24 protein-coding genes and 2 tRNA genes are annotated in these 26,460 nt (G+C 52.8%); 14 read left to right on the top strand and 12 right to left on the bottom strand.

The features are described from left to right. From AC1RKG_RS09160 to AC1RKG_RS09150, 3 genes are all read right to left on the bottom strand, one after another. The gene (locus AC1RKG_RS09160; protein WP_020827627.1) at positions 1–1,464 is read right to left on the bottom strand and encodes an EmmdR/YeeO family multidrug/toxin efflux MATE transporter; all 1,464 of its coding nucleotides are present in this window, start codon (positions 1,462–1,464) and stop codon (positions 1–3) included. A 145-nt stretch (positions 1,465–1,609) separates the two neighbouring features. Then, entirely contained in the window at positions 1,610–1,972 is a 363-nt protein-coding gene (locus AC1RKG_RS09155; RefSeq protein ID WP_020827628.1) for a diacylglycerol kinase, read from the bottom strand. A 228-nt stretch (positions 1,973–2,200) separates the two neighbouring features. After that, a complete protein-coding gene (locus AC1RKG_RS09150; protein WP_493182817.1) occupies positions 2,201–3,325 on the bottom strand; it encodes an N-acetyltransferase in 1,125 nt (374 codons plus the stop codon). 790 nt (positions 3,326–4,115) lie between these two features. On the opposite strand from AC1RKG_RS09150, the gene AC1RKG_RS09145 reads away from it, so the two are divergent. From AC1RKG_RS09145 to spt, 4 genes are read left to right on the top strand one after another with little or no spacing between them, the layout of a single operon-like run. Beyond that, positions 4,116–5,855, top strand: a complete 1,740-nt coding sequence (locus tag AC1RKG_RS09145; RefSeq protein ID WP_237142388.1) for a fatty acyl-AMP ligase — start codon at positions 4,116–4,118, stop codon at positions 5,853–5,855. Then, positions 5,852–6,766, top strand: a complete 915-nt coding sequence (locus AC1RKG_RS09140; RefSeq protein ID WP_493182816.1) for an NAD-dependent epimerase/dehydratase family protein — start codon at positions 5,852–5,854, stop codon at positions 6,764–6,766. Before AC1RKG_RS09145 ends, AC1RKG_RS09140 begins: the two co-directional genes overlap by 4 nt. A 32-nt stretch (positions 6,767–6,798) precedes the next feature. After that, on the top strand, positions 6,799–7,059 hold the full coding sequence (locus AC1RKG_RS09135; RefSeq protein ID WP_020827632.1) for an acyl carrier protein: 261 nt from the start codon (positions 6,799–6,801) through the stop codon (positions 7,057–7,059). Then, complete coding sequence (spt, locus tag AC1RKG_RS09130; RefSeq protein WP_046373186.1) at positions 7,046–8,218, top strand: serine palmitoyltransferase; 1,173 nt, start codon at positions 7,046–7,048, stop codon at positions 8,216–8,218. The genes AC1RKG_RS09135 and spt overlap by 14 nt, the downstream gene beginning before the upstream one ends. Before the next feature lie 127 nt (positions 8,219–8,345). Here spt and AC1RKG_RS09125 read toward each other — a convergent pair whose 3' ends face one another. Continuing rightward, the gene (locus tag AC1RKG_RS09125) at positions 8,346–9,077 is read right to left on the bottom strand and encodes a nucleoside/nucleotide kinase family protein (protein WP_122079761.1); all 732 of its coding nucleotides are present in this window, start codon (positions 9,075–9,077) and stop codon (positions 8,346–8,348) included. A 369-nt stretch (positions 9,078–9,446) separates the two neighbouring features. Here AC1RKG_RS09125 and AC1RKG_RS09120 point away from each other — a divergent pair, with 369 nt between their 5' ends. The 7 genes from AC1RKG_RS09120 to lptG all read left to right on the top strand — a co-directional run bounded on the left by AC1RKG_RS09120 (position 9,447) and on the right by lptG (position 16,405). Continuing rightward, positions 9,447–10,157, top strand: a complete 711-nt coding sequence (locus AC1RKG_RS09120) for a nucleoside/nucleotide kinase family protein (protein WP_232807852.1) — start codon at positions 9,447–9,449, stop codon at positions 10,155–10,157. A 30-nt stretch (positions 10,158–10,187) separates the two neighbouring features. Beyond that, positions 10,188–10,943 carry a nucleoside/nucleotide kinase family protein gene (locus AC1RKG_RS09115; RefSeq protein WP_046373183.1) on the top strand — a complete coding sequence of 252 codons (756 nt, stop codon included), beginning with the start codon at positions 10,188–10,190 and terminating at the stop codon, positions 10,941–10,943. 445 nt (positions 10,944–11,388) lie between these two features. Further along, a complete protein-coding gene (locus AC1RKG_RS09110) occupies positions 11,389–12,726 on the top strand; it encodes a lipopolysaccharide biosynthesis protein (protein ID WP_046375017.1) in 1,338 nt (445 codons plus the stop codon). After that, positions 12,723–13,559 (top strand): hypothetical protein, encoded by an 837-nt coding sequence (locus tag AC1RKG_RS09105; protein WP_082144857.1) that lies wholly within the window; start codon positions 12,723–12,725, stop codon positions 13,557–13,559. The genes AC1RKG_RS09110 and AC1RKG_RS09105 overlap by 4 nt, the downstream gene beginning before the upstream one ends. A gap of 62 nt (positions 13,560–13,621) precedes the next feature. Beyond that, on the top strand, positions 13,622–14,188 hold the full coding sequence (locus tag AC1RKG_RS09100) for a YtfJ family protein (protein ID WP_046373182.1): 567 nt from the start codon (positions 13,622–13,624) through the stop codon (positions 14,186–14,188). A 70-nt stretch (positions 14,189–14,258) separates the two neighbouring features. Further along, positions 14,259–15,329, top strand: coding sequence for an LPS export ABC transporter permease LptF (gene lptF, locus AC1RKG_RS09095; protein WP_020827640.1), 1,071 nt, complete (start codon positions 14,259–14,261; stop codon positions 15,327–15,329). Next, complete coding sequence (lptG, locus tag AC1RKG_RS09090; protein ID WP_493182815.1) at positions 15,326–16,405, top strand: LPS export ABC transporter permease LptG; 1,080 nt, start codon at positions 15,326–15,328, stop codon at positions 16,403–16,405. The genes lptF and lptG overlap by 4 nt, the downstream gene beginning before the upstream one ends. 59 nt (positions 16,406–16,464) lie before the next feature. Here lptG and AC1RKG_RS09085 read toward each other — a convergent pair whose 3' ends face one another. The 6 genes from AC1RKG_RS09085 to AC1RKG_RS09060 all read right to left on the bottom strand — a co-directional run bounded on the left by AC1RKG_RS09085 (position 16,465) and on the right by AC1RKG_RS09060 (position 22,922). Then, positions 16,465–17,334 carry a MipA/OmpV family protein gene (locus AC1RKG_RS09085; RefSeq protein ID WP_493182813.1) on the bottom strand — a complete coding sequence of 290 codons (870 nt, stop codon included), beginning with the start codon at positions 17,332–17,334 and terminating at the stop codon, positions 16,465–16,467. Between the two features lie 435 nt (positions 17,335–17,769). After that, complete coding sequence (locus AC1RKG_RS09080) at positions 17,770–18,354, bottom strand: hypothetical protein (protein WP_230090324.1); 585 nt, start codon at positions 18,352–18,354, stop codon at positions 17,770–17,772. A 229-nt stretch (positions 18,355–18,583) separates the two neighbouring features. Continuing rightward, on the bottom strand, positions 18,584–19,411 hold the full coding sequence (locus AC1RKG_RS09075; protein ID WP_130016386.1) for an acid phosphatase: 828 nt from the start codon (positions 19,409–19,411) through the stop codon (positions 18,584–18,586). Between the two features lie 218 nt (positions 19,412–19,629). Further along, positions 19,630–20,652, bottom strand: coding sequence for a DUF1254 domain-containing protein (locus AC1RKG_RS09070; RefSeq protein WP_116690204.1), 1,023 nt, complete (start codon positions 20,650–20,652; stop codon positions 19,630–19,632). Positions 20,653–20,984: 332 nt separating this feature from the next. Further along, positions 20,985–21,965, bottom strand: coding sequence for an AraC family transcriptional regulator (locus AC1RKG_RS09065; protein WP_115058533.1), 981 nt, complete (start codon positions 21,963–21,965; stop codon positions 20,985–20,987). A 270-nt stretch (positions 21,966–22,235) separates the two neighbouring features. Then, positions 22,236–22,922, bottom strand: coding sequence for a cysteine hydrolase family protein (locus tag AC1RKG_RS09060; protein WP_401658673.1), 687 nt, complete (start codon positions 22,920–22,922; stop codon positions 22,236–22,238). Positions 22,923–23,084: 162 nt separating this feature from the next. Between AC1RKG_RS09060 and AC1RKG_RS09055 the strand changes: the two genes are divergently transcribed. Further along, complete coding sequence (locus AC1RKG_RS09055; protein WP_187961630.1) at positions 23,085–24,047, top strand: GlxA family transcriptional regulator; 963 nt, start codon at positions 23,085–23,087, stop codon at positions 24,045–24,047. 85 nt (positions 24,048–24,132) lie between these two features. Here AC1RKG_RS09055 and AC1RKG_RS09050 read toward each other — a convergent pair. Next, positions 24,133–24,222, bottom strand: a tRNA-Ser gene (locus AC1RKG_RS09050). A gap of 92 nt (positions 24,223–24,314) precedes the next feature. On the opposite strand from AC1RKG_RS09050, the gene mtfA reads away from it, so the two are divergent. Further along, positions 24,315–25,103: a DgsA anti-repressor MtfA gene (gene mtfA / locus AC1RKG_RS09045; RefSeq protein WP_493182811.1), complete on the top strand. Its 789-nt coding sequence runs from the start codon at positions 24,315–24,317 to the stop codon at positions 25,101–25,103. A 101-nt stretch (positions 25,104–25,204) separates the two neighbouring features. After that, positions 25,205–25,280, top strand: a tRNA-Asn gene (locus tag AC1RKG_RS09040). 193 nt (positions 25,281–25,473) lie between these two features. Here AC1RKG_RS09040 and AC1RKG_RS09035 read toward each other — a convergent pair. After that, entirely contained in the window at positions 25,474–26,091 is a 618-nt protein-coding gene (locus AC1RKG_RS09035) for a dTMP kinase (protein ID WP_493182810.1), read from the bottom strand. Positions 26,092–26,460: the final 369 nt, after the last annotated feature.

Genomic DNA, 26,460 nt, shown 5'->3' with positions numbered 1-26,460 from the left:
TTACTCGCCGCTTTTCTCTGCGCGGATATTTTCCGCCAGCGAGTTCGATTTTATGCGCGGGTATTTCCACAGCCACCGTCCGCTGACCATACGCCAGTAGAACAAGACACCGCGTACCGCCCAATCCATAAACATCCCCAGCCAGACGCCAACCACGCCCATGCCCAGCATGATGCCCAGCGTATAACCGGCAACCACGCGGCAACCCCACATGCCCAGCATCGACACCCACATCGCAAAACGGGCGTCGCGCGCGCCCTTCAAACCGGCGGGCAACACCCATGACGCCGCCCAGATAGGCATAAAGGCGGCATTGAGCCAGAGCAACACCTTTACCACCTCCTTCACGTCGTCTTGTTGGGTATAAAACGAGGCGAATACCCCCGCCAGGGGCGCCGTGCCCCAGGCAATCACCGTCAGCCCTATCGTTGCCAGCCAGAAAATGTGGCGCAATTGGCGCTCCGCCTGAGCTATTTGCCCTTTGCCCAGCCGTTTTCCCACAATAATGGTCGACGCCGACCCCAGAGCGTTGCCCGGAAGGTTAATCAACGACGCGACAGAAAAAGCGATGAAATTGCCGGCGATAACGTTGGTGCCCATGCCGGCAACAAACATTTGGGTCAATAACTTGCCGCCGTTGAACAACACCGATTCGATGCTGGCAGGAATACCTATCCCCAGCACTTCCCACAGGATGGTCAGCTTCAACGGGGTAAAGTAACTTTTCAGCGTGATGTGCAGCGCCGGATTAAAGCCGATCATCAGGACGTAAACGATCGCGATGGCGCCAATATAGCGGGAAATGGTTAACCCCAGCCCGGCCCCGACAAACCCCAGCCCGTGCCAGCCCAGCATGCCGTAAATCAGTATGCTGCTGATGATGATATTCAGAATATTCATGCCGCCGTTGATCAACAGCGGGATTTTGGTGTTGCCTGCACCGCGCAACGCCCCGCTGCCAATCAACGCAATGGCGGCGGCCGGGTAGCTCCACACCGTGGTTTGCAGATAAGACAGCGCCAACGCCTTTACCTCCGGCGTGGCGGCACCGGCGATCACATCAATAATCTGTTCGCCCGCCAAATGAATGCCGATCGCCAAGGCAAAGGCCACCAGGGTCATTAGCACCAGCGACTGGCGTGCAGCCGCTCGCGCTCTTTTTCTGTCCCGCTTGCCGAGGCTAAAGGCCACCACCACCGTGGTGCCGAGATCCACCGCGGCGAAGAACGAGATGATTACCATGTTGAAGCTGTCCGCCAGCCCCACCCCGGCCATCGCCTCTTTGCCGATCCAGCTCACCAAAAAGGTGCTCAGCACCCCCATCAGCAGGACGCAGGCGTTCTCCATAAAGATCGGCACCGCCAACGGCGTGATCTCACGCCAAAACAGCACGCGATAGCTTTTGCGTTTAGGATACCAGGGCGTATTTTCCACGCGCTGGCGCAGGGCGGCGTATAAGTTCAAGATCGGCTCATGAGATAAAAGTGAAACAACATTTCAAATAATGAGCGACAGAACGTTATCCTGCAAAGAATATTTTGCTTCCTTGATGAAGGCAGCTGAAAGCTGGCGTTTCTTCCGGAAAACCTGGGTGCCCCGAGGGTATTAATCAGCCCAACAAGACCACCAGCCAAAGCATTATTGTCATCACCACCGCAACCAACTGCGCAGCGCCGCCCAAATCCTTGGCCCGCTTGGATAAGGGATGTATCTCCAGAGAAATGCGATCGACAACGCTCTCAATGGCAGTATTAAGCAACTCAACAACCAGTAAAATGAAGCTGCTGGCAATCAATAACATCCTTTCTACTTTTGTAATATCTAAAGTAAATGTAACAACCAGTAATATTACGTTAATCACCAGCAATTGGCGGAAAGCATCCTCGGTAAAAACGGCATCAACAAGGCCCGCCAGTGAGTTTTTTATGCTACTTATTAAGCGATTTATTCCTTTTTTCTTTTCAAAGGACATGCATCTTACTCTTATAAAAACCGGGTGATTTTTAAAGCCAATCAATAACGCACAGTAACTTATAACGAAATTGATTAATGAAATTAAATAATCACCCGTGTGACATTGTTTTTCCGGCAACGTTGAATCGCCAACAACCAAAAGGCAATTTTGGCCATAGGTATTCTCTGAGCGCAGTGCGTTTTACATCCTGTGAAGGGCCGATAAAATCAGCGTCTTGCCGAGGGGTTAGAGTTGTTTTTCATATAAGCGATAACGCTTGTAAGGCACCGCGCCAATTCGCTCCAGGATGGTGCGCATGCCGGTATTCGACTCTAATATCCAGGACATCTCCAGCGCATCAATACCGCGTTTCTCGAAGGGGTCATGTAACGCTTCGATCAGCAATAGTGCAATAATCGGCCCTATTCGGCTGAATTGATATTCCTGGCGAACACCCATCAGCGGCACCCTCGCGGTACGCACCCCGCTCACTTTCAAACGCCACAACAGCTTCGCCCAGCCAAAGGGAAATAAACTGCCGTTGAGATCGGCAATTGCCTCGTTGATATTGGGCAAACCGACGATGAAAGCGCAGGGTACTGAATCGACTTCGGCAATATAAATCATGTCATCAGGCACCAGGAACTTCAGCTGATTGCCCATGGTGGCAAACTCATGCTCGGTGAAAGGCACAAATCCCCAGTTATCCTGCCAACCGGAATTGAAAATTTCGCGCAGCACCTGCATTTCCTCGCTAAACCTTTTGCGATTGAGGCGGCGCAGGGTCACTTTTTTACGCACCTGACTCATCATTTTGGCCAGGGAAGGCGAAAAATGCAGGTCCGTGCGCTTCATCCAATAAGCCAACAAATCTATGCCCTGCGTATATCCCTGGCGCTCCAGATTGGCTGCGTAGTAGGGTTTGGCATGCGTCATCAGCGCCGACGGCGGCGTATCAAACCCTTCGACCAACAGGCCACTTTCCTGATTGATATTAAGACTGAAGGGACCGGTGATTTTTAATGCGCCCTTAGACCTCAGCCAAGCTTCTGCCGCGGCAAATAACGCGCTAAAAACCGCCGGATCCTCGATGGCATCGATCATGCCAAAGTGACCGGTATCCTCGCCGTAGCGTTCGCGGTGCAAAGCGTCAATTTGAGCGGTTATCCGCCCGACCACCTTGCCCTCTTTTTTGGCTACCCATGCCTGCCATTCTATATGGTCAGTCCCAGGATTCTTCTTAGAGAGATGTTCTTCGCGCTCTAAATACAAAGGGTCAATCCAATTAGGATCGTCACGAAACAGGGAGGAAGGAAAAGCGATAAATGCCTTAAGATCACGCTTATCGAGGACTTGCTCAATATGAATCATAAATAACCTTACAATTTAGTGACATGCTCAAAAAAAGAACGTTATAACGCCAGTGATATTTTCTGAAATGAGATCCGCTCTCGGTTATGACTTATCGCTTTAAGAGATAAGAAAAATCAATTAATACCTATTATCCTGCAGGATGTTACCCGAGCAGAGTTTCCACTGACACGTGCTGTTCTTTATCAAAAGTGATGCCAGACAGGGGCGTGAGTGATCTGAGCAAATTATGCTTTTTATTATTTCGTGCTATTTCCAGCAAAGAAAAACCAATCGTTTTTTAGTTTACTAATTCTGGTCTGGAGACGCATTGGCATATTTTAACATTAAATGCTTTTTCTATCCCTGGTGTTAAATGAGGCTTTCACTTTTGTCCGTCTTCCGGATACTGTTTAGGATATGTTTAAGTACGGAGATAGCCATGCGCAAGATCAGATCATATGAATCGCCGATTATTGCCTTCCGGAAATGTGTCGATAACAGGCACCCGGTCAAGGCTGTCGGGCAAAGGATGGAGATATCAGGAGCTGGCTGTGACAGCACCTATATCCGCCGTTCTTCTGTCATGGTCCTCACGTGAAAAAGACCAGGTAATATCCACGGCTAATCCCTCGCCTTTAGTTCTAAGTAGACATGCTGGTTATTAATTCCAGGGTGATCTGTTTGTGGAATGAAAGAAAATGATTGAATAACAAATATATTCAAAACATTTTCATTGTAAAAACATTAACTCTCTCGCCAATAGTCGTTTATCTCTTTTGGTGATTTTTACTCTATGGCTAATTTGTATATGTCTGAAACAAGCTCCACTCATTCTCTTCCAATGCGTTATGCAGATTTCCCCACTCTGGTGGAGGCATTAGATTATGCAGCGCAGGGCAGTACAGGAATGAACTTTTACGATCGTCGTAATCAGCTCGTGGCCGTACTGGAATATCGCACGCTGAAACAGCGCGCGATAGTGGGTGCGCGGCGCCTGTTATCCCTGAACCTCAATAAAGGCGATCGGGTTGCACTTATCGCGGAAACCAGCGCCGGTTTCGTCGAGGCTTTTTTTGCCTGCCAATATGCCGGTTTGGTTGCCGTGCCCCTGGCCATTCCTATGGGGGTCGGGCAACGGGACTCTTATACCATCAAGCTTCAGGGCCTGATCAACAGCTGTAAACCTGCCGCCATTATCAGCAGCGAAGAATGGGTACCGCTGATCAGCTCTGCGACCCTGGATGCACCGCCAACCCATATTCTCAGCGACGCAGATTTTAACGCTCTGCCCGAGCGGGATGTGGAGCTGCAGGCACCGTCGCCCAACGATATTGCCTATCTCCAATACACGTCGGGCAGCACTCGCTTTCCACGCGGGGTGATCATTACCCAGCGTGCGGTGATGTCTAACCTGCGCGTGATTAGCCATGATGGGATCAAACTGCGCGCGGGCGATCGCTGCGTTTCATGGCTGCCCTTCTATCACGATATGGGCCTGGTCGGTTTCCTGCTTACCCCAGTGGCGACTCAGCTGTCCGTCGACTATTTGCGTACGCAAGATTTTGCCATGCGTCCAATGCAATGGTTAAAACTGATCGCCAAAAATCGCGGCACCGTGTCCGTCGCTCCGCCGTTTGGCTACGATTTATGCCTGCGCTACAGCAACAACAAAGAGATCACCGAGTTGGATCTCTCCAGTTGGCGCGTGGCCGGCGTAGGGGCTGAACCTATTCCGTCAGATTTACTCTCTCAGTTCGCTGAGCACTTCGGCCATCTTAACTTTGACCGCAAGGCGCTGATGCCCTGCTATGGTTTGGCCGAGAACACCCTGGCGGTCAGTTTCTATGACGAAGCTTCCGGTGCGCCCATCAACCAGGTCGACCGCGACATTTTGGAATACGAAGGTAAGGCGGTAGCCCCCGGCAAAAAAACGCGGGTCACATCGACCTTTGTCAATTGCGGCAAGCCACTGCCCGGTCACCGTATCGAAATTCGCAGCGAAACCGGGCTCCCGCTGCCAGAGCGGCAGGTCGGCCGTATTTGTATCTCCGGCCCCAGCCTGATGAATGGCTATTTCCGCGACGATGCGTCTCAACAGCAAATCCAGACAAGCGGCTGGATGGATACCGGTGACCTGGGCTATCTGCTGGATGGCTATCTGTACGTCACCGGCCGCAAGAAAGATTTGATCATCATTCGCGGTCGTAACATTTGGCCGCAGGATATTGAATATGTTGCGGAGTCCGAGCCGGAAATCCGCTCTGGCGACGCCATTGCCTTCGTGACCGAAGAGCACGGTGACGGCGCCAGAATCATTCTGCAAATCCAGTGTCGAGTGAGCTCTGAAGATCGTCGGGAGCAAATCGTCCACACGCTGAGCGCCCGAATTCAAAGCGAGTTCGGCATTGCGGTGGATATTGAGCTGTTGCCGCCCCACAGCATTCCCCGCACCTCTTCGGGGAAACCTGCCCGTGCGGAGGCCAAGAAGCGTTGGCTGACCACCTCCATCTGCCCGTCGATGCAGCAACTGGCAGGCTTTGCGCAATGACAGGCACCGTGGCAGTCACTGGCGTAACCGGCTTTATTGGCCGGCATATCGTTCAGAACCTGCTTTCCCGTGGTTTTACCGTGCGCGCCCTCACCCGGCGCGCAGGTCAAATCGCCCCCCCTAACCTGACCTGGATCCAGGGGGCGCTGGAGGATCAGGACTCGCTCATCGAGCTGGTTAGCGGGGCAGAATTCGTGGTGCATTGTGCGGGCCAGGTGCGGGGCGGCACGGAAGAAACCTTCACCCGGTGTAATGTCAGCGGCAGCCAACACCTGATGCAGGCGGCCAGACAAAGCGGCAGTTGCAAGCGCTTCCTGTTTATCTCTTCTCTTGCCGCTCGCCATCCGGAGCTGTCCTGGTATGCCAATTCAAAACACGTTGCTGAACAACGGCTAACCGCTATGGCTGCGGATATTTCACTGGGCATTTTTCGCCCCACCGCGGTTTACGGGCCCGGCGATAAAGAACTTAAGCCGATATTCAGCTGGCTTCTGCGCGGCGTGCTTCCACGGCTGGGTGCGGCGGAAGCAAAGCTGACGTTCCTTCACGTGAGCGATTTAGCCGAAGCCGTAACCCAGTGGCTATTGGCCCCTGGCCCGCAGACGCAAACGTATGAACTGTGCGACGGGGCTGCCGGCGGTTATAGCTGGCAGCGATTACGGGAAATAGGGACCACCGTCCGCAATGGCCCGGTGAGGCTGGTGAGGATCCCGCTGCCCCTGCTGAAAATTTTGGCCGATGGCAGCATGTTGCTGAGCCGGTTGACCAACAAAGAACCGATGCTGACCCACAACAAAATACGGGAATTAACCTATCCGGACTGGTCTGCAAACAATCGAAGCCTGTCCGAAGATACTCATTGGGTCCCCAAGATCAGTTTGAAGCGCGCACTGCGTGAAGGTTTATTTTAATTATCTAAATTAGAGGTTTGCCAAAAATTTTTATGCGAAATCGCGACGCTGTTATGAATTATATTCTGACTTGCCTGCAAGGTCTGGTCGAAGGCGGATTAGAAATCAAACCTGATAGCGATCTCGTCAACGATCTTGGCCTGGAGTCCATCAGAGTCCTGGATCTGCTGATGATGTTAGAAGACGAATTCGATATTTCTATTCCTATCAATATATTGCTTGATGTCAGAACGCCAGAACAGCTGCTTGACGCTCTACTCCCTCGCCTGGAGAAAACCAATGGGTCTTTATGATAAATTTTCGCGGCTTACCCAGGATCGTAAGCAATTCCAGGCCGATGGCCTGAACCCCTTTGGCACCTGTATCGATGAGGTTTACTCGGCAACCGAAGGCCGCATTGGCAATCAGAAAATTGTTCTGGCGGGGACCAATAACTACCTGGGCCTGACCTTCGATGCGCAGGCTATTGCCGAGGGTCAGGCGGCATTAGCCGCTCAGGGCACCGGCACAACCGGCTCACGCATGGCGAACGGCAGCTATGGCTCTCACTTGCAGTTGGAGCAAGAGCTGATGGCGTTCTTTGATCGCCCTACCGCCATCGTCTTTTCCACCGGCTATACCGCGAACCTGGCGGTCATCAGTACTCTGGCAACCCCCGGCTCGGTCGTGCTGATCGACGCGGACAGCCACGCCAGTATTTATGATGCCTGCGCCCTGGGCGGCGCTGAAATCATTCGCTTCCGCCACAACGATGCCAAAGATCTGGAACGTCGCATGGTGCGCCTTGGCGAACGAGCCCGAGACGCGATCATCATCGTCGAAGGCATTTACAGCATGCTGGGCGACGTTGCTCCGCTGGTTGAAATCGTCGACATCAAACGGCGGCTCGGCGGTTATTTGCTGGTAGACGAAGCGCATTCATTCGGCGTGATGGGTGCTCACGGGCGGGGTCTGGCTGAAGAGCTGGGCGTTGAGCAAGATGTTGACATTATTCTGGGCACGTTCAGTAAAAGCCTGGCCTCTATCGGCGGCTTTGCCGTGGGCGGCAAAGATATGGAAGTGCTGCGCTACAGCAGTCGTCCTTATATTTTTACCGCTTCGCCTTCGCCATCCAGTATCGCTTCGGTGCGCGCTTCTTTGAAAAAGATCGCGCAACATCCTGAACTGCGGGAAAAACTCTGGAGCAACGCGCATCGGCTCTATCAGGGACTGGCCAAGCTGGGTTACGAGCTGGGGCCACGCATCAGCCCGGTGGTGCCGGTGATGATTGGCTCGAAAGAAGAGGGTTTGCAATTCTGGCGCGACCTGATCGCCAAAGGTGTTTATGTCAATCTGGTGTTACCTCCGGCAGCACCGGCTGGCATAACGCTCCTGCGATGCAGCGTTAACGCCGCGCACAGTGATGAAGAGATTGATAAGATCATTGGGGCTTTTGCCGCGCTAAAAAAATAATGACGTCCCGCTGCTCATAAAACTCATGGGCAGTGTTCCCATCGAAAACACTCTTCACCTTGCCTGCCAGTGCCGAAAAAGTTATCGGCACTGGAGTCAAACTTTCTGACTGCGAGAACTGAAATAATCAGTGGGTCGCTACCGATTCACCTTCAACTACAAAGCTATATCCCTGCGCTTGCATAAACTCTGCGACAGCTTTTTCAGCGGCGGATAACACTTCATCGAGCGGTTTATTGGCATCGACATCCGCAATTTCCGCACCTTCAAAAGTGAGCAGTGGCGTAACGGCAATCTTTTTGGCTAATGCTTCTTTGCGATGATCGGGTTTACGTGCGCAAGCGACGTCCAGATCCACATTCAACTTGATCACCAGGTCTGGCTTATTATCCGCCATCCATTGAAAAGCTTTGCGTTCGCGCCCCGCCAACCACCTGACAAAATGGCTGCCTTGAGTATTTTCGGGAAATACGGTGCCATCGTAGGCGCCGGGGATTTGTACCTGCGGGAAACGGTCGGTTAATACGATCAGACCTTGTCGACGAAAAGCCAACATCCGGCGAAAACGCAGCAGCCGACGCAAAACGAAAGTGATGATGACCAAACCCGGCAACAGCCCCACCCTGGATTTTTTGGATTTCACTTTTTTAGTATTGCGTTCGATGGCCTTGCCAACAGAATTTCCCATCAGCGGGAGTTGCGAAACCGCACGCCCGACATTTCCTGCCTGCTTACCCAGATGCACCTTCACTGCAGGACCGTATTTTTTCACATACTCAATGAGATATTCACAAACGGTAGACTTACCCGAGCCATCGCTGCCAATTACCGCAATAAGCGGCGGGGATTTTGAATTCATAATAAGATTCTCTTCTAAGACACCTGTAAAAATGTACCATTTCGAAAACAAAAAGTCGCTTAATGACGTTATCAAAGCCATGAGGAATAAATATTGCCACAGACCAAAGCACACAAAAGATTAAGAAAACAATGAAGAAACCTGTTCCATTACCCGGTGCGGCAACGCCTAATTAGCATTAAGAGCTATAAGAACAATCCCAGCCGTGGTTAGCACAAAAAAACAAGACGGACTCACCAAAACATAATCACAAATAATAAACAAATTTGAATAGTACTGAGATAATACTCAATAAATATCTTGAACCCAAGGCTGGTTATAATACAATAGTTTCTTTGAGTTGGACCAATTATTGTGAGTCAACAGACAATGCCCATTGCTAATCATCCCCCCGTGCGCGTAATTGCAATAACGGGTTGTGATGGCTCGGGAAAATCGACCTTGGCTGCCAGTCTGGTCAATCATCTCTCATCGCAAGAACCGACAGAATTACTTTATCTCGGCCAGTCTTCGGGACGTATTGGGGAATGGATCAGCAACTTGCCGATTATTGGCGCGCCCTTCGGTCGTTATTTACTGGCGAAGTCCGATCGCGTTCATGAACATCCTTCAACGCCGCCGGGTAATCTGACCACGCTGGTGATCTTTTTGTTGTCATATTGGCGCGTTTATAAGTTTCGCCGCATGCTGGCAAAAAGCCGCAGAGGGCAATTACTGGTCACCGATCGCTATCCGCAAGCGGAAGTGGCGGGTTTTCGTTTTGATGGGCCGCAGCTGGCAAAAACGGATGGCGGTAATCGCTGGGTACGCTGGTTGAGAAAACATGAGCAAAGGCTGTATCAGTGGATGGCATCATATCCGCCTTTCTTATTGATTCGTCTGGATATTGATGAAGAAACCGCATTCTCGCGCAAACCCGATCATAAACTTTCTGCGCTGCGCGAAAAGATTGCCGTCATTCCGCATCTTACTTTTAACGGCGCGAACATACTGGATTTAGATGGGCGAGAGCCGGCGGGTAAAATTCTTGATGAATCGCTGCGTGCCATTCGAACCTCCCTGGCGACACCCAAGGTTTAGTCTGCCGATAACTTATTAATACTGAAAAAAATGCAAACAGATAAATCAAATACCGCCAGCGATGATTCATCGACCGTGATTACCGGCCTGATTGCGGTCGTGGGCAGTGACGGTACGGGGAAATCCACGCTTACCGCCGATTTGGTCAAAAACCTGCAAAAATACCGGGCAACGGAACGGCGTTATTTAGGGCTGATCTCCGGTGAGGATGGCGACAAAATTAAGCGCCTGCCGGTTATTGGTGTCTGGCTTGAACGCCGCCTGGCCGCCAAGTCCGACAAGACTCAGCGCATGAGTAATAAACCGCCGGCACTCTGGGCAGCCCTGATTATGTATGGTTTTTCAGTGTGGCGTGCGGCTAATTTACGCAAAGTACAGCGTCTGGCAGAGAGCGGCGTGCTGGTGATTAGCGACCGTTTCCCGCAGGCCGAGATTTCCGGTTTTTATTATGACGGGCCAGGCATTGGCGTAGAGCGGGCAAAAGGCTGGTTAATGACTCGCTTAGCCGCACGCGAAAAACGTTTATATCAATCAATGGCCTTATGCCGCCCCGAACTTATCATTCGCCTCGATATTGATGTCGATACCGCCTTTTCACGTAAGCCCGATCACAGCTACGAAGAACTGAAGGACAAAATCTCTGCCATGGTTCGGCTGCAATATAATGGTTCCAGAATTATAGAGTTGGATGCTAAAGCGCCTTACGATGAAGTACTGGAAAAAGCGCTGAATGCAATATCCTCCGTCGCAATGATCCCTTCGCGTCCCCAGGCTTCTCTCGGATAGCGAATTCATTCATCTACAGACATGTCGATAATATCGTTCACTATTAAGATTCAGGGGTAAACAACGCTAATGTTTATTACCAAAAAATCAGGAAAACGCACTTTTTGATCATGTTTTAAAATGAATGCCAGTACCGAGAGGATGACTAAACAGCATTGAATGGTAAAATTTTATCAGCCTGGAAAAGTATTATCGGAGAGATTTTCATGATTATATTTCAGGTGTGAAAGTTTTACCCGAGCCTATCGCTCGCAATGTAAAATAGGGATTGAGCCGCTATCAATCCTGGTGAGAGTGTCGCCAAGCAAAACGGACGATTCTTTACTTTTCACTCCATGAACGGATACATATCTCTGAGTTTCGTCGTACCGGATATGTATGCAAGGCCGGCTTATGTCCGCTGAGCTATTGATAACCTGAAGTGGTCAGTATGGCTGGTTTTACCATGAAGCATTGGTTTTCCGATGGCGCTTTTCGTTCCATCTTACGTAACGCCGCTTATTTAGGTTCCGGCAGTGTAGCCAGCGCCCTGCTCGGGCTGCTTGCGCTTTCTTGCGCCGGCAAAGGCATGTCGCCTGAAATGTTTGGTGTTCTGGTTGTTATTCAAGCCTATACCAAAGCAGTCAGCGACTTTATCAAGTTTCAGACGTGGCAATTCGTTGTCCAATTTGGGACTCCGGCGCTGGAACGCCAAAACATTCAACGCTTTCGTGACGTCATTTCATTTTCGTTCGGTCTGGATATTGCCAGCGGCACCATTGCGGTACTGGGCGGCATGTTGCTGCTCCCTTTCCTTTCGCACGCCTTAGGGTTGGATACGGAAAGTTTCTGGCTCGCGATCCTTTACTGCACCTTAATTCCGTCGATGACGTCGTCCACCCCTACGGGAATTTTACGCGCGTTTGATCGCTTCGACCTGATTGCCGTTCAGCAGGCCATCAAGCCCTTCCTGCAGGCCGTCGGCAGCGTGCTTTCCTATTATTTTGATTGGGGATTTCCAGGGTTCATCGTCACATGGTATGCCTCCAACTTGATCGGCGGCACGCTATTTTGGTGGTTCGCCGCGCGTGAACTGCACCGCAGAGATATCCATAACGCATTGAAACCACGCCTATTCAAAACCGCACGTCGTATCGAAGGCGCCTGGAATTTCGTCTGGACCACCAATTTTGCCCATACTATTTGGGCTACCCGTAACTCGTGCAGCACGGTGTTAGTCGGCGTCGTTTTGGGGCCGGCAGCCGCCGGGCTGTTCAAAATCGCGATGACCTTCTTTGACGCCACGGGGACCCCGGCCAAGCTGCTGGAAAAAAGCTTCTACCCTGAGATCATGCGTCTGGATCCCCGAACCAGCAAACCCTGGATGCTGGGCCTCAGATCGGCGTTGTTGGCTGGAGGCATAGGTCTCGCCGTGGCGCTGCTGGTCATCGTCGTAGGTAAGCCATTAATTTCCTTTGTGTTCGGCCAGCAGTATTTGCAAGCCTATGATTTAATCCAAATCATGCTGGGTGCCATTATCGTTTCCATGCTGGGCTTCCCGCAGGAATCCTTATTGTTCATGGCGGGCAAACAGCGGGCCTTCTTGATTGTGCAGACTTTTTCTGCGATCGCCTATATAGCGCTGCTGGTGGGCATGTCTCATCTGTTTGGTGTGCAGGGTGCGGCCTTCGCTTATCTGGCAGGCCAATGTTTGGACGTTTTATTGACGCTCATACCGACGATAGGCGCTTACCGTAATCGCTATTTACTGGGATTCAATGTATCCAGAGAGAGTAATCAATGATGAATAGCAGCAACGGGAAAAAATTCTCTGCTGAAACTACGCAGTTACTGTTTATTGCCGTAGAGACGGATGACATTGTTGATGCAAATATCAGTTTGCCGCAACATATTGATTTGCAATGTTCCTATGAGAGCATTCAGGATAATTACGCCCTGTGCCTGCAATTTTGGGAGGACGGTTTCACCCGACGAGAACTCCTGGGCTTAGTGAATGATTTTCTTAAGGATTCAGACTTACCCGCCGCGACGCGCATGCGCTACAAATATATTCGCGCGCGCTATAAACATTTACGCTTTGCCCAGCGTCTTTACAGCAAAAAGCACAGTGCCGGCCGCCTTTTTCACACCACCACCGTGGTGCTCGGCCATTTTCAGGACGCGTTTCGCAATGGCAACCAACAGAACCTGAAATTCTACGGCAATCTTCTTCGGCTGCTGCTCAGCAGGCCGGTCTGGTCGCTGGTGAATTATGCTTTGCGGCATATTCAGTTAGAAACCGAGAGTGATTTTATTGCCTACCGACAGGAACAAATGCGCGCGCTCCAGGAGCTCATTGTCAACCCAGAGCTCACGGGAAAGCAGTTCCACGACGTGCGGAAAATCGTCAGCCAGCAAGTCTCTTTTTATGACACGCTGAGGTCGATAGATCCAGGTAACCGCGAGGCTCTGCAGATCTCCAGATTCCTGGCCGCGATTAACGGGCTAATGGGAGATCGCCACGATGTGATGGTGGCGGACAAGCTGGCGGGGGGGAAATCCTATGACGAACCCACAATGCTGGATGTCGATATCCGCCAACGCCTGGAGTTACTTCTCGAGCGCTATCCTATGTAACTGTTACTGGGGGAGATTACCGCGCCCCCGGCCGCAGCCATTGATAAATTAGGGTTATTTTCATGATGCTACGCAGGTTACTGCCCTTGTCACTGCTGCTGTTGCCGCTGATGGCATCCGCGCATAATTTTGTTCAGGGTAAGCCTGTCGTACCGGTTGTCATCGCCGATCGGGGTGAGTTGCTGCTTGAAAATGACACTTTCAGCTACAAGAAATGGGACAGTGCAGAATTGGCAGGCAAAGTGCGGGTGATCCAGTGCATCGCCGGCCGTACCTCGGCCAAAAAGAAGAACTCGATGCTGATTACCGCCGTCAAAGAGGCCAACTTTCCAAACGACCGTTTTCAGCCCACCACCATCGTCAATACTGACGATGCGATCCCCGGCACCGGTTTTTTCGTCCGCGGCAAAATTGAGAAAAACAAAAGGCATTATCCCTGGGCGCAATTTATCGTCGATAGCGATGGGCTGGTACGTCAAGCCTGGCAACTGCCAGAAGAGAGCTCAACCATTTTGGTACTGGATAAACAAGGCCGCGTCCAATGGGCAAAAGACGGTGCTCTGACCCCTGATGAGGTTAACCAGGTCATCGCCCTGCTGCAAAAGCTGATTAACCATGATCAATCATGATGAAACACGGGCTGAAAGCCGGTCTTCTTCCGCAAAACATGCGTTTGATAATAAGGGACGTCTATAACTTATGGTGTTGATTGAGCGCTATATCATGGTTGAAATCCGCCGATTGGTGATGATCATCGTGGGTTTTCTGATTTTCATGTTTGCCAGTTATTCGGCCCAGCGCTATCTCACCGAGGCCGCCAACGGCACACTGGCGCTGCACATCGTATTCGACGTTGTCTGCTATAAAATATTGATTGCCCTGGAGATGCTGCTGCCGGTAGGCCTCTATGTTTCCGTCGCGGTGGCGCTGGGGCAGCTCTACAGCGATTCCGAAATCACCGCCATTCACGCCTCAGGTGCCAGCCCGTGGCGGCTGTACAAAGCGGTGTTGGTACTCGCCATTCCGCTGGCCCTGTTTGTTACCCTGCTGTCCCTGTATGGCAGACCCTGGGCGTACGGCAACATTTATCAGTTGGAACGCCAGTCGCAATCGGTGCTGGATGTCAGCCATCTGCAGGCGAACAAGTTTAACGTTAATGGCAGCGGCCGAATGATCATGGCCTCACGCATTGACCCGGCCTCAAACCACCTGACGGATGCATTGATTTATTCACGTTCGGCCAATAATACCAGCCTCTATCGGGCTCATTCCGTCGAGGTCATAGATCCTTCGCCTTCAAGCCCCTCCGTGATACTGAAAACGGGCACGGCCTATGTGCTGGAGCGCAAAGGTACCGACGACAACATGCAGAATTACAATAACTTCAAGATATCACTGAAGCCCTTTATCGAAAGCCTGGAAGTGAAGCGCAAATCAGCCTCGCTGGGGGAACTGTCGCGCTCATCGGATCCCGCAGACCGGGCAGAATTACAATGGCGAGAAAGCCGCGGCGTCACCACTTTGCTGATGGTGTTATTGGCTATCCCCTTTAGCCGCATCAAACCCCGTCAGGGGCGTTATGCCACCTTGCTGCCCCTGACGGTGCTGTTTACCGCCATTTTTTATGGCGGGAATATCTGTCGGACATTGGTCGCTAACGGAACCCTCCCCACCACGCCGGGCGTCTGGCTGGTGCCGATACTCATGCTGGCTGGGATGCTGATCCTGATTGCGCGCGATTTTTCCCTGCTGCGGAAGCCCTTGCGATGAACATCTTCAGCCGTTATTTGATCCGTAATCTTTTTATCGGCTTTGCCGCTGCGGCCGGATTGTTAATCCCGTTGTTTACCACCTTCAATCTGATCAATGAACTCGAGGACGTCACCCCTAACGGCTACCATTGGAACCAGGCATTACTGGTGGTGTTGATGACATTGCCCCGAAGCCTGGTGGATCTGGGGCCCTTTATCGCGCTGCTTGGCGGCATCATCGGGCTGGGCCAAATGTCGAAAAGCCTGGAATTAACGGCAATCCGCACCGCCGGTTTTTCAATTTTCCGCATTGCTCTGGTAACGCTCTACGCCGGCCTGTTTATCAACCTGTCGTTAGGCGCACTCGATGAATGGGTCGCTTCCCCTCTGCAACAACGCGCATTGCAGCTTAAAGAAGGCGCCCTGGCAAAAACCGGTAATGCCACGGATGCGGGTAACGCCCTGTGGGCCCGAAAGGGCAATGAATTTGTTACCGTGAAATCTCTGGACGAGCATAGCCAACCCGTCGGAATTGAGATATTCCGCTACCAAGACGACCTCACGCTGGAGTCCTATGTGTATGCGGAGACGGCCACCACGGCCGATAACGGACTGTGGACGCTGCATAAAGTTATGCAGAAAAAATGGGACAACAAAAAAGAGAGCGTGCAAACCCAGGATACTTTGCTCTGGCAATCCCTTTTTGCCGGAATGAACCTCAAAGGGCTGACCTTGCCTGCCGACAGCTTCTCCATCAAACAGTTGAAGCAGTACATCACCTACCTGCAAAGTTCGCAGCAACCCAGCACCGAGTACCGGATCGCCTTATGGCAAAAATTGGGCCGCCCTCTGTTGGTCCTGGCGATGATTTTATTGGCCATCCCCTTCACCTTCAGTATTCCTCGTGCCCCCGGGCTAGGCAGCCGTTTAGCCGTAGGGGTGATCGTGGGGTTGCTCACCTACATTATTTACCAGATTATCCTCAACCTCGGGCTGCTGTTTTCGCTCAATGTCCCACTCACGACGCTGGCCCCACCGCTGTTGCTGCTGCTGATAGCTTTAGCCTTGGTTTACCGCTTCGATAAACAACACTAGGGCCTGTCCCTCAGTACACCCTGAAGGTGGCGAGGGACAGGATTCAACCAGCGACAGAATCAGAATTGATACAGGGCATTCAGGTAAAAGCCTGCGCCGACGCTGTTATCGGTCAACGGGCTGCGGCGTGCCCCTGCGGTCAGGGCATAGAGCTTCATCCCGCCCTGCAACGCCAGGTGAGGCTGCAGTTGCCAGGTCAGACCGGTTTTGAGCGTCACATCCCGCATGCCCCCACCGGTTTTATACTCACGAAAATCGGTACGTGCCGCCTGTTCGCCTGTCACCCCGAAGTGAGCCATCATGTCGTCCTTATCACCCCAGGTGCCGTATAGCGCGGAGTCCAGCGTCAGCGCAGAAGACAGCGGCAATGCGCTGGAGGCCCCCGCTTCAAGATACGCCGTGTGCCCCAGATCCTCGCCACCGTATTCACGGCTGCGGGTCGCTTGCCAGCCGCGAACAAACAATCGACTGGCGGAGAGCCCCCAGTAGGCTTCCGCCCCCACCATCGCTGAGTTGTCCAGATCCCCCATCCCCTTCAGGTAGCTGTTGTGGCCCCCCAGGGTACGGATTTTTTCCTTGCGGCCAGGATCATAACCCACCAACAGCGCTACGCCGAACGTCGACAGGTTCGGCAGATCCCACCGCAGTCCTTCAGGAAATGCTGCCGTAAACGTGCCCCAGTTCTCCGTCGGCATCACGGCTTTCGCCACCAGTGAAGGGAAAACCGCGTAACGCGAGGAGCCTTCATACAGCGGGCTGACCACCACCCCGGCCCCCAACGCAAAGGTAGGGATCGCCTCGCTTGCAGCCGAATGTGGCGCAACAGAGGTACTGACCGCCTGCTCCACCGGCGCAGCTGCCTTTGCACACAGCGGTAGCGCAGCCATCAACCAAAAAGCATGGACCCGCTTTCTTTTGCTAATTGCCATAATGTCATTCTTCCTTAAATACTCGTCTGTTTCGCGGTCAGGTCGCCCTCTATTCCGACAAGCGAAAATAAGCGCCGAACACACCGCATCCGGTTATTGTTTTAAATATGGAAAATTAAAATCCGAGTTTACCCAACCCCATTAATAACGGTTTCACCTTGCTAGCAGTTTCTTAAACAGCCCCCCTTATTCTCTGCCTGTAAATAGAAGCCAGCCCAAAAGCCACTAAACATGTGAAAGTGGCTTGCAAAACAATTCAATGATAAAAAATCACTCAAGCTGCCAATTTAAAATCACAACGCAATTCACGCTGCCAGTGGCACAATGATATTATTTTTAAATTAAGGTTTTTTATTCCACTCTCTGAGCAGTATTAATTATTTTTGGCGGCACGCAGGCTGACAAGCCTTTAGAGAGATCGTTATATTTCCCCTGTTAAAATCTGCCGCTCACCCCCAATATTGGCCCCTGCTGCACCACGTCATACACGAAGCCGTCATGACGATAGTCGACCCCCATCGCCCGGTAACCGGCCACCGCAGAGAAACCCGACATAAATTCCCACCCCACCAATCCTGCCACATCCCAGTCCAATCGGGACTGCCCGCCCCCGGCCAATCCCCAGGCCGACAGCCAGACTGTCGGCGTCAGCGCATAGTGCCCGCGCAATCCCGCGACCGCATCTATCCAGGTCGCTCGATCGCTACCCGATATCCCGCCGGCATCTCCCCCCTGGAAAGTTAACCGGGTGCTGCTGTACCAGACCCTGGCACCGCCGGCGGCATCAAGCCGGCCACCGCCTTTTTCCAGCAGGGTATATCCTCCACCCAGGAACCCTGACACCGTCCTGTTATCCACCTTCAGGCGATCTGCCGGCGCGCCATCGGGTAAATCGTTACGGGTCGTGGTATCGATGTACATCAAGTCCACCAGCAGGCTGTAACGCCCTTTACGCGCCTCCCCCATGCCCATCACCGCCACATCGAGATCGCGGGCGATGTCGGAGAAATCGGTTTTCATAAACTGCGTTCCGGTCGACCGGTGGCCAATATCTCCCCGGATCCCTGCGGCCCATACATAGGGCGCGAATGTGAACTGCCATTCGTCCGCCGCCTGATAGCCCGCAGATAACGGTTGAACCGCCTCTGCCGGGAAGCTGATAACGCCAAAAGCTAATAACGCAGCGGGCAGGAAGCGTCCGGCACACCTGTTTGATCGATTGTCACCGTTCATCATGACCATGGCCCTCTCAATGCATACTCAGGGAGAGCGCAACACGTTCAGCCGCGCAGGATTCGGTAGGTTTCAGGCTCGCCCTGGTTGCCTCCTGCACCTCGCGCTTCGCGGCAGCCAAATCTGCCATAAAAGCGGGATTGCCATGCAGAACGGCTACCGTGGCGGCGCCCATGATGCGGCCCGCGTCCACGTCACTTTGCCAATGCGCATCACAAATCACACGGCTTTGGCCAAAGGCCAAACCGCGGGCCAACAGCTCTGTCGCCCGTGCCGGCTGGATTTCGGCCAACACCAAACCCCACGCCCAGCCTGCCGCCGAGTGCCCGGACGGCCAGGAACCGTCATTTTTCAACAGGGGCTCCATGTCCTTGCGGCAGGTTCCCTCGTTGTGCTGTACAAACGGGCGAGTACGGTTATAGGCGTTCTTTCCGGCATAGGTTGAGCCACCGGCATCCGTCAATACGCGCTGCATCATAGAGTAGAGGTGCGGGGTATTTTTCTGGTTGATATCAGTGCCCAGCGCGCACGAAAACGCCTGAGCCGGGGCCGGGAACGTCAACTCGGCATCCGTCGCGGCCAGCTTTTCACGAGCGCTGCCGCGTAAAGCCAATGCGGCCCGCCTGGCTTCTTCATCGCGTGCGAAAGCCGCAGAGTCCGGTTTTGGCGGTGCCCCCAGCAAGGCTAAATGCACCGGTAGGCTGGCGGGTTCCAGGTAGCCTGGCGCCAGCTTAAAATGAGGGTCCGTAATCACCGGGCCCGTGTCATTCGCCGCCGCAATGCCGGAATACAACAGACCGGCTAACGGCGCGATCAGATATAAGGGATGACATGATTTTTTCATTGTTGCCTCCAGATTCGGTTTATGCCGCAGGGGGAATGGCACTCTCATTGCCTCGCAGTAATTCCCCCACCGTGTTATTCGGTTCAGGACGGAATTCTCTGCCGCGCCAAAACAGCCAAATCATGAATATTTGCCACCGGCCACGTTATAAATCCACCGCTACCGGGGGCGATTATTTTCAGCCATGCAAGCTGGTCGCCTCGACTAAATAAAACGCATCACTGCGGCTGTGGGAAATGCCATTTACCGTTAAGAATTTCGTTACCAGGCTGATAAAGCCTGACGGTATAATTCCAGCCTGGCATTGTCGGCAAACAGTTGGCGATCTTGCCGTCGCAGCCCCCAAATTGGATCATAATCGAGCCATCATCACTTTTTTTAGCGGTGAGGTTATTTAACGAATAAGCATCATAGGGGTTCTTTTCAAAATAACCGGCGGCGTTATAAACGCTCACGGACCAGAAACTTTTAACCGGAACCTGCCCGACCTTGAGCCGATAAACGGTTTTCCCATCATTTTTCGGCATCACGCCGCCGAGATAGATGGCGTCCTGGCTCGGATTGCCGCCCCAGCCGGAAGCTGTGGCAATCAAATGCTGAATAGGATCAACCGAGCTCTTGGTACCAAAAGCCTGGTTATAGTTAGGGAGCGTAGCGCCGAGTACCAATAGGGCATCGCGCATCTTTTTCTGACTCACCGGATCCCATTTCGGTACGACGAATTCCCCTGCCCGTGCCTGACTGACCTTGATGGCATCCTGCAGTACATGTACCTGCTCAAGGTCTTTGCGATCGGAGGGATCGACCAGGGTACGGATCGCGACAAAAACATAGCGAGTGCCGACCGCATCTTTGGTTAAAGTACGGCTGCCGGCGCCGTAAAAGACGGCGGGTACGTAGTGATCTTCATTGACCACCAGCATCGACATGAATCTTTTACCCGCTTCAGGCAAGCTGATGGTGACCGGGCCGGCATCAAGATCGAATACCGCACTCGAATAAAGCGTATCCCGATTCATGCGGATGACACTTTGCGCGTCGATGGCAACGGGTTCGCGACTATGCACAAACCGTCCCAGACCGCCCTCCTTCACCATATTGCCCATATAGAGATCGGACTCGGCACGGATAAAATTATCGACGCCCACCGGCATCACTTCGCCCGCGACGGATTGAGCGTTCGCACTTGCCAATGTTGCCAATGTGAGTGCGACCACGCTGGCCGTGGATAGATAAGTCATGTAACCCCCCTGATGGTATGAATTAATACAGTTTCCCAATGCCAATCCTTTCTTATTTTGCGATCTCTGAACACATCGCCAGCGACGCTAGGAATTGTCTTAGCGGACTGTATAAGAACGCCTCGAAAGAGACTTGCCATTTGACGCCAAAGATAAAGCCGGCAGGCATAAGGGACGCAAAATACAGGGGGAGATTGGCTTTATTTTTGCTGAGCGTTATCGATTGGGAGAAATTGCTGGTGACGCAAAGCACCCAGAGTCGGATGACCCCAGGAGGCATTAAAATGAGGGAGAAATCTTTGGCGTGTTTGTGGCTGCGAGGAAGTTGATGCTCACCCTTTCTTTGAGGCTGAGCGGTAAAACGACGGTGTGTTACCGGTCCAGCGTTTAAAAGCGCGAGTAAAGTGCGCCTGATCGCTGTAACCGACCATATAGGCAATTTCAGTCGCCGAGTATTTGCCGCTGGCCATGAGCTGCAGAGCTTCGCAGCGACGGGTTTCATCACGCAGGGCTTCGAATTCGACACCGCAATACTTGAGACGACGCTGCAGGGTTCTCGGGGACAGCCTGATGCTTTTGGAAATAACGGTAAGTTTAGGCTGCTCCGGATCGGCGATCCGTTTGATTAACGCGCCTGCCGTTTCAACCGTCGTCCGCAAGGCTTCAGTGGTTTTCCAGGCCTCATCACGGATATTTTTCAGCGGGATCTCGAGCAAATCGCGGTCGAACTCAATCATGTTGTAGTTCGAATTCATCACCAGATTCGGCCCCAGGCACTCTTCAAGCGCGTCATCCCCTCTTTCCCTCGAGGACTTGATGTGAACACGGATGGAAGAAGGCTCGCCGGACATCAGCGGAACTTTTCTGAGCACCGCCAAACTGCCGAGGATAAATTGCCGCGGATCGGCTTCATATTGCCCGGTGAATTGGTGGATGAGTTTCGTCGTACGGCCTTCGGTGACAATGTTTACTTCTCCCCCCTGATGCAGCATGGCCGCGTGGGTTGCCGCCAGCGCACAGGCCTGGGCGATATTCGTTGAGTTCATGATCATTTCGCCCCAAACGCCAAGCGAGCGAATTTCGGTCAGGTGCCCCACATAGGCGCCACCAAAAGGATCCTGCGTGATGGCAGCCATTTCATTGGCAATACGAAAACAGGCCGATCGCGGGATCCAGATATCGGGGTTTTGGAAAATGTTTGGGGAAATGCCAAGGCGTTGAAAGAACTCCAACGACGATACCCCTCGCATGGCCAGATAAGGGGCCATCTGGAGAAAACTTCTCAGCTTGATGGAAGGCGTAATATTCGTCATCGGCGTTCGCACCTGTTATTAAGGCCTACGAAGAGAAACTGTTTGAGCGCACAGAGCAGCGTCGGAGCAAAAACATTGCCCAACCCAAGCTTCTGATCGCAGCGTTATGTACGACGGATAACCAATTTTGAGGAGTATATCTGACCTTGGAGAAAAAACTATATCTTCGCGTAACGCGTTTCATTCGTAGTCCCCCAGCTCCATTCCCCTCCCACGCAGAAGCCGCAATGCCGCTGTCTGTTTGAGCACAGCGACACTCCATTAAGCCGCTCAATTCACCGGCAGCGCCAATACCTGATCGGTAGTTTTGATTTCGGCAAACACATCGGCTACCCCGGCCAGCGCGGCACGTTGCAGCACGGCGTGGTCGACAATTTGGTTGTCCCAGGTAGCCAGATCGCGGGTGGCGGTGGCATCTTCAGGAATAATCACCGTATACCCCAGCGGTACCGCATCGCGCGCCGTTGATGAAACACACATATGGGTCATCAAACCGCCGATCACCAGCTGCTTGATACCGGCCTGCTTAAGTTGACGATCCAGATCGGTACCGACAAACGAGCTGGGGGTGGCTTTGGTAATAACACGATCGCTGCCAGAGGGTTGCAGGTCAGGATGGAAATCGGCGAACTTGCTCCCTTCGGCAAACAGAGGGCCATTCGCCGGGCCAAGATGACGCACAAAAAACACCGGCATCTTATGCTGATGGGCGAAACTGACTAAGCGCTGCGTATTTTTCAACGCCTTAACGCCGTCGGGGATCGGCATTTTGCCTATAAAATATTCATTTTGATAATCAATCACTAACAGCGCCGTGGCATTGGCTGATAAGGATTGCGTTGGCTGGGCACCACTCAGGGTACGAATGGTCGGTGCGGCTGGCGTGTCGGCGGAAAAAGCCAGGCTGGAAGCCACCATCGAGAGCGTCAATGCGCTGCAAGCCATCAGTTTTTTCATTCTCATTTATCCTTGTTAGAGCAGAAAACAGCAGGCAATATCCTGCCAGGGTCGGGATAAATTCTGTGGGTTTTGGGGGCGTGATAACAGATAGCTCAACACCCAAAAGCGATACCATCAGGCCAAATTTCCTGCCGGCGTTTAACCATCAAAGGAAGCCGTATGTCGCCACTTAAAGTGGGTATCGTTGTTTTTAACAATATCATCCCGTTTCACCTTTCGGTCCCCTGCGCGGTCTTTGAGAAGGCGTTAAACGGCAAAGGCGAACCGGCGTATCAATTATTGATTTGCGCCACCGAGCCTGGGCCATTGAAAACCAACGCCGGCTTCTCGATTATCGCGGAGTATGGGCTGGCGGCGCTGGCACAAGCCGATATGGTGATAGTGCCTAGCTGGAGCGATCCCGAAGTCCTGCCACCGACACCGTTAATCGATGCCTTGCTCAGTGCCCATGCGCGCGGAGCCACTCTGGTCGGGTTGTGCATGGGGGCATTTGTTCTGGCGGCAGCCGGGCTGCTCAATGGACGACCGGCAACCACCCATTGGCGCTGGATGTCGGACTTCCTGCAGTGCTATCCGCAGGTCTCCGTAGACAAGAACGTGCTGTACGTGGATAACGACGATATCGTCACTTCGGCAGGAACCGCCGCCAGCATCGACTGCTGCCTGCATCTGGTACGCAAGCGTTGTGGCGCAGAGACAGCCAATGCGGTAGCCCGGCAGTTGGTGGTGCCGCCGCATCGACAAGGGGGCCAGGCGCAGTTTATCGAGCAGCCGGTGTATAACACCGCCGGAGGGGACAGATTTATGCAAACGCTGAATTGGGCGACAGAAAATCTGCAGCAGCCGCTGACGCTGGACCAACTGGCGGAAAGAGCCTGCATGAGCCGCCGCAGCTTTACCCGCCGTTTTCAGCAAACCACCGGCACCAGCGTGATGCAGTGGCTGTTGAACCAACGACTGGCGATGGCGCAGCGCTTCCTGGAGAAAACTGACCAGCCGGTTGAACGCATCGCACAGGCTGCAGGTTTCGCCACTGCGCTGTCAATGCGCAGGCATTTTCAACGGCAGTTCAAAACGTCCCCGTCCTTATATCGCAAGGAGTTTCGGGTGACGGATCATTAAGAATAACGGCAGCGGTGTTTTTTTATCGCGTGAGGACGGGTGAGGCGTGGATCACAGACAAAATCATCTGTAAGTGATTGAATAATGGCGGAGAGAGGGGGATTTGAACCCCCGGTAGAGTTGCCCCTACTCCAGTTTTCGAGACTGGTCCGTTCAGCCGCTCCGGCATCTCTCCTTCAAGTGCTTGCTATCATGCCCCTTTTTGCGGCATTTTTACAGAGTTAGCCTCCAGCCGAATGTTCAAGTGACGATTTTACGAGCAACGCGATGATTAAATGGCCGTGGAAAACGCAACAACCGCAGGCGGAAACGCTTGCCCAGTGGCAAGACGCGCTGGCAATCCCTCTGCTTTCTCCTTTGGATGAGCAGGAACAACAGCGGCTGATTGCCGTTGCCGGGCAGATTTTACAGCAAAAAAGCATCGTCCCCTTGCAGGGGCTGCAGTTGACGTCACAGATGCAGGCACGCATCGCCCTGCTGTTCGCCCTGCCGGTGCTTGAGCTGGGTGCCGAATGCCTCGACGGTTTCAATGAGATCCTGCTCTACCCAACGCCCTTTGTGGTAGAGGACGAATGGCAGGACGACTTCGGCCTGGTGCACACCGGGCCGGTGGTGCAGTCCGGTCAAAGCTGGGAACAGGGGCCGATCGTGCTTAACTGGCAGGACGTGCAGGACTCGTTCGATCTTTCCGGCTTTAACCTGGTGATCCACGAAGCCGTCCACAAGCTGGATATGCGCAACGGCGGCAGCGCCACCGGTGTGCCCCCTCTTCCGTTACGCAACATTGCCGCCTGGGAACATGACTTGCACGCAGCAATGGAAAATCTGCAGGACGAGATCGACATGGTGGGCGAAGAAGCCGCCAGCATGGACGCTTACGCCGCCACCGATCCAGCCGAGTGCTTCGCCGTACTGTCGGAGTATTTTTTCAGCGCACCCGAGCTGTTGGCCAACCGCTTTCCAGCGCTGTATCAACATTTCACCCGCTTCTATAAGCAGGATCCGCTGGCGCGTTTACAACGGCTTCAGGCCGATAGCGGTACGGAACTGCCTTAAGTCGGCCGCATTGCTCAGATGCTGAGCAGTCGCACCGAATCGGCTAATTTAGCGTTGACACACTCCAGGTGGCTGGATATGATGCGCCCCGTTCAGACAATTCCTCTGTAGTTCAGTCGGTAGAACGGCGGACTGTTAATCCGTATGTCACTGGTTCGAGTCCAGTCAGAGGAGCCATATTAGAGAAGCCCGCTTAAGGAAACTTAAGCGGGCTTTTTGCTGTTCGGGATTACTGAATCTTTGACAGAATCCGATGTTATCCATACCGATGCCGCGTTAACGGTGTTCAGTGCTTTCGGCCAGGAAGCACTATAGCTTTTCTGAGGCTCACACAGAGTTGAAGAGTGGCGCAAGCTCTGCCCACCGATGACTATGGGCATCCAGACACTTTGTAGATCTCAGCAATCACCTGCATCGTTGCGTCTTCGAGCAGGCCTTCATTACGGCATAAAAACCAGCCGTGGTTTGCAATTTCTCTCTCGAACGCATGGGTACAAGCAACATGCTCTTCCAGCTTATGAATCACCGTACTGCTTAGCCCACGCGGCCGAGCCGCGGCCCTCGCCCATGAGATCTCAGGCGCAGTAACAACCCCGACATGCAGGTCTGGCGTTCGCACGTTTCGTTCAATGTTGAGCTGTAAAATCTCGGCAAATGGAAGCATCCGACGAAACGCGGCATCCGAGGGATACCAGCGATCCATCAAGATAATGCTGTCCGGTGGCTGTTTAGTCAGCACATGCTGGGAAATCCATGCACGGCTATCCGCAAAGCGCGCACAGACCTCCAGTTCCAAATCCAGAGTGGGATTTCTGGCGAATTTGTTAACCAGGGCCATGGTTTCCGCCCTGTAGGGATCGCTTTTTTTCTCACAAAGTCGGATCACCTTCTTGTTGTCTGCCCTTAGTCTTTTCGTAATGGCTTCCAACAGTGTGGTTTTACCGGCGCCCTTGGGCCCATCCAGAGCAACAAACAGCTGACGACTCATTCTGCAAATGACGATTGATAAACGGTTTTTGTAAAGCTTGAATCTGGCAAAAACATCTTACTTCCTTGGTATGAATAGCTGCCCTCCCTCTTGGTTCGTCGGGGCACCTGGCGCGTCAGCGCGAATCGGATCGAGGGATTTTATCAACAGACGCCGATGAACATTCCGGCAATGGCGCTAACTCACCCGTTTAAAAACCCAGAATTACGGCCGTGCATGGTCATAGCCCATAGGTTGTGACCTGCGCAAGGTAGTTTAAGGGATCCGCTGACAAAACGGAAAGCATCCCCCACCAAGCCTGTTTTTAAAGCAGACCGGCGTTGATGGGCAGCTTTGAGGAAGGAGCAGAATGATAAACCGGAGTGAGGA

Source organism: Serratia sp. GW822-FHT06D09, assembly GCF_058799515.1.
This window is presented reverse-complemented; position numbering and strand designations above follow the sequence as displayed.

Excerpts from the sequence above, each read along its gene's own strand:
- AC1RKG_RS09070 (WP_116690204.1), bottom strand. The coding sequence starts at position 20,652 with ATGACTTATCTATCCACGGCCAGCGTGGTCGCACTCACATTGGCAACA.
- AC1RKG_RS09110 (WP_046375017.1), top strand. The coding sequence starts at position 11,389 with ATGAAGCATTGGTTTTCCGATGGCGCTTTTCGTTCCATCTTACGTAAC.
- AC1RKG_RS09140 (WP_493182816.1), top strand. The coding sequence starts at position 5,852 with ATGACAGGCACCGTGGCAGTCACTGGCGTAACCGGCTTTATTGGCCGG.
- AC1RKG_RS09080 (WP_230090324.1), bottom strand. The coding sequence starts at position 18,354 with ATGAAAACCGATTTCTCCGACATCGCCCGCGATCTCGATGTGGCGGTG.
- AC1RKG_RS09035 (WP_493182810.1), bottom strand. The coding sequence starts at position 26,091 with ATGAGTCGTCAGCTGTTTGTTGCTCTGGATGGGCCCAAGGGCGCCGGT.
- AC1RKG_RS09155 (WP_020827628.1), bottom strand. The coding sequence starts at position 1,972 with ATGTCCTTTGAAAAGAAAAAAGGAATAAATCGCTTAATAAGTAGCATA.
- lptF (WP_020827640.1), top strand. The coding sequence starts at position 14,259 with ATGGTGTTGATTGAGCGCTATATCATGGTTGAAATCCGCCGATTGGTG.
- AC1RKG_RS09135 (WP_020827632.1), top strand. The coding sequence starts at position 6,799 with ATGCGAAATCGCGACGCTGTTATGAATTATATTCTGACTTGCCTGCAA.
- AC1RKG_RS09065 (WP_115058533.1), bottom strand. The coding sequence starts at position 21,965 with ATGACGAATATTACGCCTTCCATCAAGCTGAGAAGTTTTCTCCAGATG.
- AC1RKG_RS09120 (WP_232807852.1), top strand. The coding sequence starts at position 9,447 with ATGCCCATTGCTAATCATCCCCCCGTGCGCGTAATTGCAATAACGGGT.
- AC1RKG_RS09115 (WP_046373183.1), top strand. The coding sequence starts at position 10,188 with ATGCAAACAGATAAATCAAATACCGCCAGCGATGATTCATCGACCGTG.
- AC1RKG_RS09105 (WP_082144857.1), top strand. The coding sequence starts at position 12,723 with ATGATGAATAGCAGCAACGGGAAAAAATTCTCTGCTGAAACTACGCAG.
- AC1RKG_RS09100 (WP_046373182.1), top strand. The coding sequence starts at position 13,622 with ATGATGCTACGCAGGTTACTGCCCTTGTCACTGCTGCTGTTGCCGCTG.
- mtfA (WP_493182811.1), top strand. The coding sequence starts at position 24,315 with ATGATTAAATGGCCGTGGAAAACGCAACAACCGCAGGCGGAAACGCTT.
- lptG (WP_493182815.1), top strand. The coding sequence starts at position 15,326 with ATGAACATCTTCAGCCGTTATTTGATCCGTAATCTTTTTATCGGCTTT.
- AC1RKG_RS09145 (WP_237142388.1), top strand. The coding sequence starts at position 4,116 with ATGTCTGAAACAAGCTCCACTCATTCTCTTCCAATGCGTTATGCAGAT.
- AC1RKG_RS09055 (WP_187961630.1), top strand. The coding sequence starts at position 23,085 with ATGTCGCCACTTAAAGTGGGTATCGTTGTTTTTAACAATATCATCCCG.
- AC1RKG_RS09075 (WP_130016386.1), bottom strand. The coding sequence starts at position 19,411 with ATGAAAAAATCATGTCATCCCTTATATCTGATCGCGCCGTTAGCCGGT.
- AC1RKG_RS09085 (WP_493182813.1), bottom strand. The coding sequence starts at position 17,334 with ATGGCAATTAGCAAAAGAAAGCGGGTCCATGCTTTTTGGTTGATGGCT.
- AC1RKG_RS09125 (WP_122079761.1), bottom strand. The coding sequence starts at position 9,077 with ATGAATTCAAAATCCCCGCCGCTTATTGCGGTAATTGGCAGCGATGGC.
- AC1RKG_RS09060 (WP_401658673.1), bottom strand. The coding sequence starts at position 22,922 with ATGAAAAAACTGATGGCTTGCAGCGCATTGACGCTCTCGATGGTGGCT.
- spt (WP_046373186.1), top strand. The coding sequence starts at position 7,046 with ATGGGTCTTTATGATAAATTTTCGCGGCTTACCCAGGATCGTAAGCAA.
- AC1RKG_RS09150 (WP_493182817.1), bottom strand. The coding sequence starts at position 3,325 with ATGATTCATATTGAGCAAGTCCTCGATAAGCGTGATCTTAAGGCATTT.